At 47.0% G+C, this 14,579-nt stretch carries 10 protein-coding genes; 7 read left to right on the forward strand and 3 right to left on the reverse strand.

Annotated elements, in window-relative coordinates; all coding sequences use genetic code 11:
• Window positions 1–16: 16 nt before the first annotated feature.
• The 6 genes from IGI71_RS00425 (at window position 17) to IGI71_RS00450 (ending at window position 8,370) form a co-directional block, all read left to right on the forward strand.
• Window positions 17–2,443, forward strand: a complete 2,427-nt coding sequence (locus tag IGI71_RS00425) for a flavocytochrome c (protein ID WP_194199388.1) — start codon at window positions 17–19, stop codon at window positions 2,441–2,443.
• 89 nt (window positions 2,444–2,532) lie between these two features.
• Complete coding sequence (locus tag IGI71_RS00430; RefSeq protein ID WP_061053544.1) at window positions 2,533–3,762, forward strand: L-lactate MFS transporter; 1,230 nt, start codon at window positions 2,533–2,535, stop codon at window positions 3,760–3,762.
• 221 nt (window positions 3,763–3,983) lie between these two features.
• Window positions 3,984–6,086 (forward strand): SH3 domain-containing protein, encoded by a 2,103-nt coding sequence (locus IGI71_RS00435; RefSeq protein WP_430616046.1) that lies wholly within the window; start codon window positions 3,984–3,986, stop codon window positions 6,084–6,086.
• Between the two features lie 242 nt (window positions 6,087–6,328).
• Window positions 6,329–6,832, forward strand: a complete 504-nt coding sequence (locus tag IGI71_RS00440) for a general stress protein (protein ID WP_221692631.1) — start codon at window positions 6,329–6,331, stop codon at window positions 6,830–6,832.
• 268 nt (window positions 6,833–7,100) lie between these two features.
• The gene (locus IGI71_RS00445) at window positions 7,101–7,667 is read left to right on the forward strand and encodes a hypothetical protein (RefSeq protein ID WP_015508723.1); all 567 of its coding nucleotides are present in this window, start codon (window positions 7,101–7,103) and stop codon (window positions 7,665–7,667) included.
• Window positions 7,668–7,956: 289 nt separating this feature from the next.
• Window positions 7,957–8,370 (forward strand): phosphate-starvation-inducible PsiE family protein, encoded by a 414-nt coding sequence (locus tag IGI71_RS00450; RefSeq protein WP_010748527.1) that lies wholly within the window; start codon window positions 7,957–7,959, stop codon window positions 8,368–8,370.
• 33 nt (window positions 8,371–8,403) lie between these two features.
• On the opposite strand, the gene IGI71_RS00455 is transcribed toward IGI71_RS00450, so the two are convergent.
• Genes IGI71_RS00455 through IGI71_RS00465 form a run of 3 tightly spaced genes read right to left on the reverse strand, consistent with a single transcriptional unit; the run spans window position 8,404 to window position 11,731 of the window.
• The gene (locus IGI71_RS00455; RefSeq protein ID WP_430616047.1) at window positions 8,404–10,275 is read right to left on the reverse strand and encodes a fructose-1,6-bisphosphatase; all 1,872 of its coding nucleotides are present in this window, start codon (window positions 10,273–10,275) and stop codon (window positions 8,404–8,406) included.
• The gene (locus tag IGI71_RS00460) at window positions 10,265–11,083 is read right to left on the reverse strand and encodes a pyruvate, water dikinase regulatory protein (protein WP_005226564.1); all 819 of its coding nucleotides are present in this window, start codon (window positions 11,081–11,083) and stop codon (window positions 10,265–10,267) included. The genes IGI71_RS00455 and IGI71_RS00460 overlap by 11 nt, the downstream gene beginning before the upstream one ends.
• A gap of 12 nt (window positions 11,084–11,095) precedes the next feature.
• A complete protein-coding gene (locus tag IGI71_RS00465; RefSeq protein ID WP_430616048.1) occupies window positions 11,096–11,731 on the reverse strand; it encodes a helix-turn-helix transcriptional regulator in 636 nt (211 codons plus the stop codon).
• A gap of 190 nt (window positions 11,732–11,921) precedes the next feature.
• On the opposite strand from IGI71_RS00465, the gene ppdK reads away from it, so the two are divergent.
• Window positions 11,922–14,555 carry a pyruvate, phosphate dikinase gene (ppdK, locus tag IGI71_RS00470; protein WP_430616049.1) on the forward strand — a complete coding sequence of 878 codons (2,634 nt, stop codon included), beginning with the start codon at window positions 11,922–11,924 and terminating at the stop codon, window positions 14,553–14,555.
• Window positions 14,556–14,579: the final 24 nt, after the last annotated feature.

Consider the following 14,579-nt stretch of genomic DNA (forward strand, 5'->3'; position numbering starts at 1 on the left):
AAGAGAGGAACTAGTCATGAAATTTGTCGGCCTAATCGGAACGAACGCCAAAAAATCGACCAATCGCCAATTAGTAGCGTTTATGCAGCGAGAATTTGCTGCCCTAGCAGAAATTGAACTGCTGGAAATCAAGGATGTTCCAATGTTCAATGAAACACAAGATCAAACCAATAGCGAAGTGATCCAACGGTTAAATAGCAAGATTTTAGCAGCCGATGGAGTGATTATCGCAACACCAGAGCATAACCATTCGATTCCTTCCGCATTGAAAAGCGTCTTGGAATGGCTCTCCTTCAATCTCCATCCCTTTGATGGCAAACCAGTGATGATCGTCGGCGCATCCTACGATGTGCAAGGCTCCTCCCGAGCACAGCTTCATTTGCGCCAAATCCTTGACGCTCCAGGTGTCAATGCGACAGTCATGCCAGGAAATGAGTTCTTGTTGGGACGTGCGCATCAAGCCTTTGATGAACAAGGCAATTTAAAAGATCAACGAACGATCGACTTTTTGGAAAGCTGTTTCCGCAAGTTCGTTCGGTTTACGGAAGTCGCTAATTTGTTGAACGTACCAGAAGAAGTCGTTTATGAGCCTGGCGAATACACCGTCACAGCACCAGGACATAACGGGGATCTACCAATGGTCGTCAAATTGAGCGAAGAACGGATCGAAGCCATCGATATCGATACGTCTGGTGAATCAGAAGGGATCGCTGATGTCGTTTTCGTACGGATCCCTCAAGAGATCATTGAAGGGCAAACCTTAAATGTCGATGCGATCTCTGGTGCTTCGGTTACTAGTAACGGTGTCGTCGATGGGGTAGCAAAAGCCGTGAAAATGGCTGGTGCGAACCCAGATGTCTTGCGCAAACGTCCAAAAGCCGCCAGTGCTTTACAAACAGAAGATGAAACGTATACTACCGATGTCGTTGTCGTAGGTGGCGGCGGCGCAGGTCTGAGTGCAGCTGCCAGTGTGCTGCAAGCCAATAAAGACGTGATCTTAGTAGAAAAATTCCCAGCGATCGGCGGCAATACCGTACGTACTGGCGGACCGATGAATGCTGCGGATCCAAAATGGCAAAACGGCTTCTCCGCATTGCCTGGCGAACGCAGTGCTTTAGAAGAAGTGCTGACGATCGATGAACAAGACATCGATGCAGAATACTTGCCAGACTTCAAAGCTTTGAAGGCACAAATCACTGCGTATCTTTCAGAAACGACGCCAGAAAAAGAATACTTGTTTGATTCTGCTTTGTGGCATCGAATCCAAACTTATCTAGGCGGAAAACGAAAAGATTTGAATGGGCAACCGATCTATGGGAAGTACGAGCTAGTGAAAATCTTGACGGATCAAGCATTGGCCTCAGTGAAATGGTTAGAAGAAATCGGCGTAGAATTTGATATGAACAATGTCGATATGCCAGTAGGAGCGAAATGGCGCCGTGGGCATAAACCAGTCAAAAACGAAGGGTATGCCTTTGTATCGGCTTTGCATCAATTCGTGAAAGAACATGGCGGAACGATCTTAACCGATACGCCTGTCAAAGAATTATTGATCGAAGATGGTAAGGTTACTGGAATCATCGGGGAAGGCCGTAACGGTCAAAAAATCACAATCCATGCCAAAGCAGTGATTTTGGCTTCCGGCGGGTTCGGAGCGAACACCAAAATGTTGAAACAATACAATACCTATTGGACAGAGATCGAAGACGATATCAAAACGTCAAATTCACCAGCGATCACTGGTGACGGGATCAAACTAGGGGAAAGTGCTGGCGCGGACCTTGTTGGCATGGGCTTTTCACAAATGATGCCCGTATCTGATCCGAACACAGGGGCTTTATTCAGTGGGCTGCAAGTGCCGCCAGCTAACTTTGTGATGGTCAATCAAAAGGGTGAGCGCTTTGTCAATGAGTACGAAAGCCGCGATGTATTGACCCAAGCGGCGATCGATAATGGCGGATTGTTCTATTTGATCGCGGATGAAGAGATCAAGAAAACCGCTTATAACACGAGCCAAGAAAAAATCGATAAGCAAGTAGCTGCTGGTACGCTGTTCCGTAGTGAGACCTTGGCTGGCCTGGCAGAGCAGATCAATGTCGATCCAACCGTCTTAGAAGCGACCGTTGCGAAATACAACAGCTATGTGGATGCTGGGAAAGACCCAGAGTTTGGCAAAGATGTTTTCGACTTGAAAGTGGAAAAAGCGCCTTTCTATGCCACACCAAGAAAACCAGCGGTTCACCACACGATGGGAGGATTGAAGATCGATCCGCAAACCCATGTGTTGACGAAGGAAGATCAAATCATTGAAGGACTGTATGCAGCAGGAGAAGTTGCTGGGGGGATCCATGCCGGCAATCGCTTAGGCGGCAATTCGTTGACAGACATCTTCACTTTTGGCCGGATTGCTGGAAAGACAGCAGTCGCAGAACATCTCGAATAAAAAGCCTTGCGCGTTGTGACTCGTCACGCGCGCTAGCTTTTGAAAAAACATGTGAATAAAGTAACATGCTTAAAACAAAGGAGAAAAAAATGGAAACAAAAATCAATCGCTGGCTGATTCTGATCGCTTCGACCGCAGTGTTACTGTGTACGGGCGCTGTTTACGCCTTTAGTGTCTTTGCAGGACCTCTTAGTCAATTAAAAGGTTGGTCCATGGAAGAGATCATGCTAGCCTTTACCATCAATGCCGCAGTTGGCCCGATTACCATGATTTTGGGTGGTTTGCTGACAGACCGAGGAGCCGCTAGATGGGTCATCGCTGGTGGAGGCGTGTTGTTCGGAGCGGGTTTCTTCCTGACGGGTTTGGTCAACTCACCCGCTATGCTGTACCTGACTTATGGAGTCTTTGCTGGTTTAGGGCAAGGCTTTGCCTATTCGGCTTGTTTAAGCAATACGATTCGGTTATTCCCGGATAAACGGGGACTGGCTTCGGGCTTGATCACAGCAGGTATGGGTGGGGCAGCGATTATTGCCGCACCGATTGCGAATCGTTTGATCGAATCACAAGATGTCTTAGCGGCGTTTCGGATTTTAGGAATTGCCTATATCGTGATCGTCTTGGTGGCTAGTCTATTTATTCGTAAAGCACCAGAAAATTACCGTCCAGCAGGTTGGCAACCGGCAGATCAAGGAAAAAATGGTCCTCAAATCAATCTAAATTGGTTGGACATGCTGAAGACACCAACTTTTTACTTGATTATTGTTATGTTAGGGGTAGGGGCTTTCTCAGGTTTGATGATTGCTTCCAACGCCTCAGTGATCGGGCAAAGTATGTTTGGTTTGACGGCAGCGGCCGCTGCCTTTTATGTCAGCTTGTACTCATTGAGCAACTGTTTTGGTCGTGTCCTTTGGGGCACCGTTTCTGATAAAATTGGTCGGACGAATACGTTGATGATCATCTATGGCGTGGTGGCATTGTCCTTATTCTTATTGACGCTTGGTCAAACAACTGTGATCTTCACTGTCGGGATCATCGGTTTAGGACTGTGCTTCGGGGGCGTGATGGGGGTATTCCCATCGATCGTTATGGAAAATTACGGACCGATCAATCAAGGGGTCAACTATGGAATCGTCTTTATTGGTTATTCTACGGCGGCATTCTTTGGCCCCAGAGTGGCAGCAGCAATCGCAGAAAGTAACCAAGGAGATTATACAAAAGCCTTCTATACGGCAATTTTCTTGGCCGTTTTTGGGCTTGTTCTCAACATAGGCTATGCGATGCTAAAAAAAGCCAAAAAGCCCGCACCTGTTATTAAATAACAATTCACCAAAAGTAGTCTTTTTGATAAAGGCTGCTTTTTTGGTGCTAAAACAACTCTTTTTTCTTTTTTTAGAACAGAGTATTGGCTGATGAAGCAAAAGAGAAAACTGTTTCATAGCAAGAATTTATCTCGTTGATTTCACTGTTTTTTCATCTTAACCCCCCATTTTTTAATAAATCGTGTTACAATAAAAAAAGGCTAATACGACGGAGGGATTAAATGACAATTCGTAAAGAACGACGCCGCTTAGAAAAGCGCTTGAAGCGCACGCAATATACCCAAAAAAGTATTACGATGGCTACTACTTTAATAGCGGGATCAACGTTTATCCCGACCTTAGGGCATGCGGCTGAAACGGCAACGACAGAAACCAGCAATGACCTTAAGGTCGTTGAACAAACAACAAACACTACACCAGAAACCGACAGCACGCCGGTTGAGGAAACGACAGAATCGACGACAGCACCTGTTGTGACCGAAGAAACTTCGGAAATAACGGAGGAGTCAGGAGCTGAAGCAGTTACTGAGGGATCAGAAACAGCGACGACAGAAAGCACAACAGTCGCTAGTGATGAAGTCTTAGAAGCAGATGAAGTACCATCAGCCCTTTCTGATTTGACTAGTCGGGCATTATTTTCACGGGCAACGATCGATCCGGCTGCCTTTATCAGTCAGATTTGCGGCTATGCAACGGAAGTGGCGGCAGCAAACGATCTGTATGCCTCTGTTATGATGGCACAAGCGATTTTGGAATCAGGTTGGGGCGCCTCGACTTTGACGACCACAGCCAACAATATGTTTGGGATCAAAGGCAGCTACAACGGCCAATACGTGACGATGGATACCTATGAAGATGATGGTTCTGGCAATTATTATTTGATCAGCGCTAAGTTTCGGAAATACCCATCATTAAAAGAGTCTTTTGAAGACAATGCATATGTGTTGCGCAACACGAGTTTTTCTAGCGGCAACTACTATTACAGCGGTGCATGGAAAAGCAATACGACCTCTTACACGCAAGCAACCGCTTGGCTACAAGGGCGGTATGCAACCGATACTTCTTATGCCAGCAAATTAAACAATTTGATCAGTACGTATAATTTAACGCAATATGATACTGGCAGCTCAAACACAGGTGGCGGCAATAGCAATGAAACGATCGTCAGTGATGAAACAGCGATCAATCAGCAGATGAAAACCACGTCATCTATGAATATTCGTTCCGATGCTTCCACCAGTGCCTCTATTACTGGTTCGTTAGCAGCTAATACGACGTTTACGGCAACGGCGACCAAAACCGGCACCAGCGTCAATGGCAACACCACGTGGTATAAGATTTCTGGCAAAGGTTGGGTCAGCGGCGCGTATTTGACGAAGGTTTCGACCGACTCTTCAAACAACAATAGCGGATCAGGCAACACCGGTTCTGACAATGGCAATTCCGGTACGACGATCAACAAGCAAATGAAGACGACGGAAGCGATGAATATTCGTTCTAGCGCGTCCACTAGCGGATCAGTGGTAGGGTCACTTAGCAAAGGCACGACCTTTACTGCCACTTCCATGAAAACCGGCACATCAGTCAATGGCAACAAAAATTGGTATTATGTCTCTGGCAAAGGTTGGGTCAGCGGTGCCTACCTTACTGAAGTGACCAACAATAATGCTTCTGAAGCGGAAAAAGAAGACAATGGTTCAAGTATCAATCAACAAATGAAAACGACGGCCGCATTGAATGTCCGCTCCGATGCTTCTACCAGCAGCCGTGTCGTGACAACGCTTGGTCAAGGGGTGACCGTTACCGTGACAGCGAAAAAGAACGGCACTTCAGTGGAAGGCAATAAAACGTGGTACTACGTTTCTGGCAAAGGTTGGGTCAGTGGTGCCTACTTGACAACAACCAGCAGCTCTTCCAATAATAACGGTTCAACAACCACAAATCAGCAAATGAAAACCACCGAGATTTTAAATGTTCGTTCCGATGCTTCTACCAGCAGTAGTATTACTGGTTCTTTAAGTAAAGGAGCAACCGTCACGGTTACCGCAACAAAAACCGGGACGACCGTCAATGGCACGAACAAATGGTATTATGTTTCTGGCAAAGGCTGGGTCAGTGGTGCCTACTTGATGTCTGCTAGCAGTGGGTCTTCTAATACGAATACCAGCAGCAGTTCAACGAAGACGCACACGGTGAAATCAGGGGACAGCTTATGGTCACTGGCACAAAAATATAACACCAGCATCAGCCAACTCGCATCATGGAACAACATCAACAGCAGCTATACGATCTTTGTCGGTCAAAAACTGATCGTTTCCAAGTAACAAGCAAAAAAACCGCGTGCAAGCCATTGGCTCACGCGGTTTTTTTATGATGGATCCGCTTCTTCCGGAGCAGCTAGTTTTTTTTTCAAGAAACCGCTTGTTTTCCGTAAGCGCAATCAAACTATTTGGTCAATCATAGAACCCTGCGTTAGAATGAAAGAAGCAATAGAAATTGCTAGTTTTAAAGGAATTGCTTCAGAACCAGAACGATCGAAGCGTACACAAAATAAGGAGGATTTCACATGCACAACAGAAACCTAACGATTATTGGCAGTTACGACACTCGAACAGAAGTATTACCGGTTATTGAGCAATTGACAAACGAAGGCTATGGCAAAGAGGATATCATGCTGTTTGCGAATCAAACAGTCATCGATCAATTTGGGTTAGAATCCATCGACGATGTGGAAGTGGAGCAGGCAGCTAGTGAGGATGAAGATCGTTCGCTTTGGGAAAAAATCAAAGATGCTTTTTCTTTCGGCGATTCCGATCATAGGCATGATGAGCATGATCCGTTATATGGTTATCGTGATGACCTTGAACGAGACAAACTCGTTGTCGGCGTCTACGATTATCAGCCGATGGACAAAATAACGGATCGTGCTGCAGATACTGGGCCAATCATCGATCAACCGTTACCAGGTGAAACAGCGATGCCCGATGAGTCCGTTCATCCAACACCGCGCATGGGAGACAGTGATATTGAAGCACCGATCCATGACCCGAATCATCTGCGAAACTTATAAGTAAAAGAATTTCTTAAGTAAAGGAACCATTAAAGCCAGAGGAACGAGCATCCGTCGCACCTGCCAACCCTTAGTGAAGGGATGGGCCCGCAGGTGATCGACCGTCGCCCTCGGGCTTTTTTTGTTGCGCAACGGGCATTCATGTCTTTGTCATCTTTGAAAATAAAACTTAATTTGTTGACGATTGCTTTTTTTTGTATAATATAAGAATGAGATAGATCATTGACGGAAGGTCCAACCATATTTTTGGGAAAGGATGGGGAGTGCGATGAAATTCAAGTTCAATATGCAGTCGGCATTAGTCAGTTGTTTTGTTGCGGTTTTTTTGAGTGTGGCGATCAATCAAGATGCCAATGCCTTTGTTGCCGCGCCCTTTGTTCGAGATTCTTCCAGTAGTTCCTCCGAGCCACCTTACCAGACCGCAAGCAGCAGTATCGAAGAAACCTCTGATTCCAGTCAGATTTTTTATGAAGCCAGTGTTAGTTCGTATACACCGTCTTCAACGACTAGTCGCTCGATCGAAGCGTCGACAAATGAAGGCACGTCTGTTTCTGTAAGCGAAGTAGAGACAGAGCCTAGCGTCAGTACTTCTGCAAGTAGCGAAAGCAGTTCGAGTACCGCGCCGAGTGGCGGCTCAACGACCACCAGCGATACCTCCAGCAGTAGCGCTAGCAGCAGTTCTTCAAGCTCTTCGTCTACGAGTTCGACCAGTACTACAACAAGCAGCTCCAGCAGTGAAACGACTGAACCGTCTTCGGAAACCTCCAATAGCGATGACGAAGCTGCGGAAGATACGAGTGAAAACGTTGATCTAACAGTCGAAGGGGTCAACTGATCCCAGTTTATAAGGAAAACCAGTCCAATCCAAAGGCACCATTTCAGCTAGGCTTTATGCCTAGCTTTTTTATTTGCTTGTGTGAAGGAGTCACGCCCGGCCATTGCCATAAACAGGCTTTTTCGTGGCTGCGTCCCCATAAAGCAGCTATCCCTTTTGACTAGTGAAAAAAGCGACTACCCTCAGTCCTGCGTGTTTATTCCTTCCTTCCTAAAAAAAGCTGCACTTGCAAGCATATCGTAAAGTGATTTTGAACAGTTTCGCTATAATAAGTGCGAGGAGGGGTGTTATGGGAAAGTATTTTAAGCACTTCGAAAAAATGATTAGTGTGATTGTTGATATTATGTTAGGACTGTTGGTTCTGTTGGTTTTGGTGGTGATGGCGGAAGCGATCTACAAAATCGTTGTCCATGTGATCCCGCTGCATGAAGTCAGTGATCTTTCCTTATTGATCGAAGAGATCGCGACATTGTTTATTTTACTGGAAATTATTTTGATGTTATTGCGTTACGTAAAAGAAGGTCACCATATTCCGGTGCGTTACTTGATTTTGATCAGTATTACAGCAATTTTAAGAGAGCTGCTTTTGGCACAAGGAAAAGGGTTAGAAACGCTCTTTTTGGCCTTAGCGATCTTGGTCTTGATCATTGTGCTGCAGGCGTTGGAAAAACTCAAAGCCTTTCATAGTTCTAAAGGACTGTAAAAAAAATCATCCGATTGGTTGACGAATGACTCGTCAAGGGATCGGATGATTTTTTAATTCTTCAAAAAGCACTCGGCTTTCTTGCTGCAGCCGCTTGCCGATATCTGTTTGCCCTACCGTTGTTCTTTCCGTTTGCCGCACGACGATTTTTTTCTGAGTGACGATGTCACGTCGCTGCTGGATGGCTTGCTGGCGATCTGTAAAGGGTTGATGGGCTGCTAAGGTCATGCCGAAGGAATTTGACAACAGCGTGTAACCAGCAATGCCTGTGACGGATTGATAGGAGCGAGAGAGTCCCCCATCGATTACCAATAAACGACCATTTGCCTTGATGGGCGTCTCACCTTTACGCACTTTCACAGGGGTGTGGCCATTGATGATGTGGCCTGTCGGCGGCAGACCGAAGGCAGCTAGGACACGGCAGCAGAAGTCTTCGTTTTCCCTTAAAGAATAATAGGCATTTTTTTGTTCCGTATGGGTGTTGCGATCTGCTATAAAGTAGCGCTCAAAGGTTTTCATGGCTTTTTTGCCGAAGAGGGAAGAGCCTTCGCCGCACCAAAGATACCAGATCATATCGGTGGCAAGGTCTGTTTGCTTTTCTGGTTGGGCAAAGCTTTCCTGCAAACATTGCTGAAAAAAGTCCATCAACGCTTTGCCTGCTAAGGGCTGCTGCTGGAAAGTAAAGGCCAGGAAATCGCCGTTTTCCTGACAAGGCAGGCAGCCGTGATACAGCAGGTTGTCGTTGAAGCGCTGGTACAATGTACCATGCTCAACTAAAAAGCGCATATGCGCAGCTAAACGGAGCGAGCGTTGAAATTGGCTCAGCAAATCTTGCAGTACCTCATGTTCTTCTGCTGTCAAACGGTAAGGATCATCGGGATCTACTAGTTGAAAACAGCCGTTGATCAAAGGATAGGTCTGGTCTAGCTGGATTTGTTGCCGATCTTGAGACAAGCGATGCAACAAGCAGCGCTCTGCCATCGCAAATGCTGGACGCCGCTGGATCACGGCTGCTTCGACTTTGAATTGGATGATGGCAAACGCCTGTTGCAAAAGCATGGCTGCTTTTTTTTGCTGGCTTGATAAAGGGTCCACTGTTTTTTGCGGATAAAAGCCTTCATTTTCTGTGTAATATTTTTGACTAAAAGCCAGTGCTTTTGATAGATCGATCCCATAACCATCTTGTAATAATGCCAGATTGCCGTAGCGAGCAGCGATGCGGATCGTATTGGCCAAACAGGGCAGCGAGCCGCAAAAGCTGCCGATCCACAAAATATCATGGTTGCCTAGCTGAATATCCAGTGAGGGCAAAGTCATCAAGCGATCGACGATTTTGTCTGGCGCTGGTCCGCGATCATAAATATCGCCTAAGACGTGGAGATGATCCACTACGAAGCGCTGAATCAAGTACGCCAGTTCTTGGCAAAAAAGCGGGGCTGCCTCTAATTCAATGATCTTATCAAAAATCGCCCGATAGTAAGCTTCTTTATTGAAGTCAGCATCATATTGGTACAACAGTTCTTCTAAGATATAAGCAAAAGAAGACGGCAGTGCTTTGCGTACCTTGGAGCGTGTGTATTTACTGGAAGTAAAGCGGGCAACTTTTACTAGCTGTGCCATCTTTAAGCGCCAATCGGCAGGGGTCCATGCCTGTTCTTGTAATAGCTCCTCTGGATAATAAATGACAAAACAAAGTTCGGTCTGTTCTTCTTTCGTCAAGACGCCAGTAAACAAAATCTCGACTTTTTCTCGGATACTGCCAGAACCATTCCGCAAAATATGGTCAAAGGCATCGTATTCGCCATGCAGATCGCTGACAAAGTGCTCGGTGGCTTTCGGCAGCTGCTGGATGGCTTCCAAGTTGATGATCTCGGTCAGGTTTGCCAAGGTGTCTTTATTGAACATGGGCCTGTTCTTTGGCTTGTTCTTCAATCAGCATCGCGCTTTCTTCAATGGAGCGTTTGCTGACATCGATCACCGGAATGTTCAGCTTTTTGAACCATTCATTCGCGTAAGCTAATTCTGCTTCGATTCGTTCACAATTGGTGTAATGGGTCTCTTCTTTTAAGCCCAATGAATGCATTCGGGATCGCCGAATCTCGGTCAGAGATTCTGGATTCGTGGTCAAACCGACCATTTTTCGCGGGTCGACTTGGTGCACTTCGGCTGGCAAAGCAACTTCAGGAATCAAAGGCAGATTTGCCACTTTGTAGCCGCGGTTTGCCATGTATAAACTCAATGGTGTCTTCGAGGTTCGCGAAACCCCTAAGAGGACAAAGTCAGCATCGAGAAATCCCCGTGGGTCTTTGCCGTCGTCGTATTTCACCGCAAATTCCATCGCTGCCACCCGGCTGAAATATGCTTGGTTCAAGCGATGCAAGGCACCAGGCTCTTGGACGGCTTCTACACCGAATGTTTTTTCCAGCATCGTGGTCAAGGGCGACATAAAGTCGACATACTGCAAACCAGTCCGCTTGGCAAAGGCATCAACAAAGGCGACTAACTCTTTATTGACTAAGGTGGTAACGACGATCGATTTGTCTAGCAAGGCATCTTTGAGGATCTCGCCTAAGCTCTCTTCATCATTAGTAAAGGGAAAGAGCTGGATGTCTGAAAGGTCGATCGTGGGAAACTGCGCGGAAACGGCTGCGATCAGCTTTTGTGCCGTTTCGCCTACGGAATCTGAAATCAAATATATTCGAACGTTCTTCATTGTTTTTGCCCCCTAAAAGTGTGTGTTGTCACTGTCATTGCCTGCTTGAATAAAGTAATTCATCAGCCGTGTCTTCGTGATTTTGCCGATGACTTTTTTTGGTTCCTGCGGATCGACCACAGGCAAGGTATCAACTTCATGTCGTCCTAACAACGTACCAGCCGTCAAGATCGTTTCTTCCGGTGTGATGGTCACGATGTTTGGCATGCGAGTCATGATCATCGCTACGGGTGTTTTTTCCAGTGCGGCATTGCTGATCGCAAAGCGCAGCAGATCTTTGCGGGAGAGTACCCCAATCAGTTCGTCTTGGTCATTTTTGACATAGAGGGAACCGACATCGTACATAAACAAAGTCGTGACTGCTTCATAAACGGAGACCGTTTGTGAGATCAGCAACGGTGGGATCATGACTTCTGCAACTTTGGTATGGTAGAGTTTTTCGAAAAGCAAAGGCTCAACGGTTTGTCCTGTGTAGAAATAGCCGACTTTCGGTCGGGCGTCTAATAAACCGGTCATGGTCAAAATCGATAAGTCATTCCGCAAGGTTGCGCGGCTCAAACCCAACTGCTTCGCAATGGTCTCCCCACTGATCGGCTGATGTTCTTTGACGATCTCAATGATTTTCATTTGTCTTTGGCTTAATTCCAATGTGTCACCTTCTTTCTTTTATGTGCTATGCTATTGATTATATGATTTTCCGAATGAAAAGGCAATCCTTCTCTTTTAAAAAGGATAAATCCCTTAAAAGTTTTCTTTTTTTGGCTTGACGATTAAATGTGTCATACTATATACTGCTAATTAATCGAAATAGTATACAACATTTAAAAGGAGGAACATGATGGAAAAAGCAGTCGTATGGTTTTCAGAAGGCACGAAAGAGCAAAAAGCATTATTAGGCGGGAAAGGGGCAAATCTTGCGGAGATGACCAATTTGGGTTTGCCTGTTCCTCAAGGATTTATCGTCCCGGCCACCATTTGCCTGACCTATTTAGAAGAACAGGTTCTTCCTGAGGCGATCATCAAGCAAGTCAAAGCTGCCATCGAAGAATTGGCAGTCCGCAGGAACAAAACATTTGGCGGACTGCAGTCGCCGTTATTGGTTTCTGTCCGCAGTGGTGCCAAGTTTTCCATGCCAGGGATGATGGATACGATCTTAAACCTTGGGTTGAATGATGAAACCGTCCAAGGGTTGGCTCAGCAGACGGGGGACCCCGTCTTTGCTTATGATTGTTACCGCCGTTTGATCCAGATGTATGGGGATGTGGTGAAAGGTGTAGCAAAAGAACACTTTGAAGCCTATTTGACAGATTATAAGAAACGGCAGAATTATGTGTCAGACCAAATGATGACCGGCAATGACTGGCAAACGATCTGCCGCGTGTTTCAAAGTATTTATATGGAACATACCCAAGAAGCGTTTCCCCAAGACCCGTTTCAGCAATTATTGGCAGCCATCACGGCAGTTTTTCGCTCATGGAACAACCCACGGGCTAAGACCTACCGTTCCCTCCATCGGATCCCTGACGATCTAGGGACTGCCGTAACGATTCAAGAAATGGTTTTTGGCAACAGCGGGATAAATAGTGGGACGGGTGTCGCCTTCACCCGCAATCCAGCAACCGGGGAACCGGGACTTTTCGGCGAATTTCTAGTGTGTGCTCAAGGGGAAGATGTGGTTGCTGGCATTCGTACACCACAACCGATCCAAGCGTTGGCGCAACAACATCCTGTGATTTATCAGGAACTAAAGCAACTGGCTGAGGGTTTGGAGGATCACTATCAAGACATGCAAGACATTGAATTTACCATCGATGACGGCCAGTTGTTTGTCTTGCAAACAAGAAACGGCAAACGAACCGCCGCTGCGGCAGCGCAAATTGCAACGGATATGGTCGCAGAAGGTCGGATCACCATCAGGCAAGCCTTAGACCGAATCACACCAGAAATGATCGATCAATTGTTGCACCCGTTATTTGCCCCCGAAGCCTTGCAGCAAGCCGAAGCCTTTGCGCAGGGCTTGCCGGCTAGTCCAGGGGCAGCTTCAGGACATGTCTATTTCACTGCAGAGGCGGCGGAAAAAGCCAGCCGCACAGGAGAAAAAGTCCTGCTGCTGCGGCAGGAAACCTCACCTGAAGATATTGAAGGCATGGTGGTGAGTGAAGCGATCATTACCGCTCGTGGGGGGATGACTTCTCATGCGGCGGTGGTCGCCCGTGGTCTGGGGGTCTGCTGTGTGGTAGGGTGCGAGGCACTAAATGTCGATGCATTTTTGAAACAGGCCCGCTGCGGCGAGCTGCTGATTGAAGAAGGTGACGTACTTTCCGTAGACGGCAGCACTGGCAAACTGTATCAAGGGCAGCTGCCTATGACCAGTGTACAGGAGCGGGTTTTGCTGGATCAGCTTTTGACGTGGGCACAAGCCCAGGCAGATCTAAAGGTTTACGCAAATGCGGAAACGAAAAATGACATTGAGGCTGCGCTGGCCTTTGGGGCAGCGGGCATCGGTCTGGCACGGACGGAGCATATGTTTTTTGGGGAAGCGCGTTTGTGGAAAATGCGGGAAGTCATTTTGGCAGAAACGAAGGCGGAACGATTGAAGGCGTTGGCTGAGATCAAGGCTTATCAAAAAGCCGATTTCCAAGAAATGCTGCAGGCCGCGCAAGGAAAGAAGTGCACGATTCGGTTATTAGATCCACCACTCCATGAATTCTTGCCCCATGAGCATGAACGCCTTGAGATGGCCCGCCGCAGTAAAAAATCATTGGCAGTGATCGAGCGGCGAATTGACGAACTGCAAGAGGTCAATCCTATGATGGGGCATCGCGGCAGCCGTTTAGGACTGAGCTATCCAGAAATTTATGAAATGCAAACAGCGGCGATTTGTGAAGCGGCTGTGGAATTGCGGCAGCAAGGAGTCGAGGTAGAGGCGGCGATCTTATTGCCCCTGATCAGTTTGCCCGCAGAGCTGCAGGTGTTGAAAGCGACGTTGACACAGGTGATCGCTCAAGCAGAAGCAACCCTGCAGCAACCATTGCACATCGAGATCGGCATGATGATCGAGACACCTAGAGCGTGCTTGATCGCTGGGGAGTGTGCTGAAGATGCTGCGTTCTTTAGTTTTGGTACCAATGACTTGACCCAAATGACGTTTGGCTTTTCGCGGGATGATGCAGGCAGCTTTATTCAAGCCTATTTGCAGTCGGGGATCTTACAAGAAGATCCTTACCAGCACTTAGATCAGGCGGGTGTTGGCACGTTGATGCGCCAAGCGATCACTGGCGTAAGAGATCGTCGGCCAGAGCACTCGATCGGTATTTGTGGCGAAGTCGGCAGCGATCCCTATTCAATTGCTTTTTTGCGAGAGATCGGCATCGACTATGTTTCTTGCTCCCCATACCGAATCCCTGCTGCCTGGTTAGCGATCGCCCAATCAGCCCCCATCATCGAAGAGGCGTCAGTGGGCTCCCGTTAAAATAGGAGAAAAAATACACCGCAG

The sequence above is a fragment of the Enterococcus sp. DIV1279b genome, assembly GCF_050531515.1.
Classification (GTDB): Bacteria; Bacillota; Bacilli; order Lactobacillales; family Enterococcaceae; genus Enterococcus_D; species Enterococcus_D casseliflavus.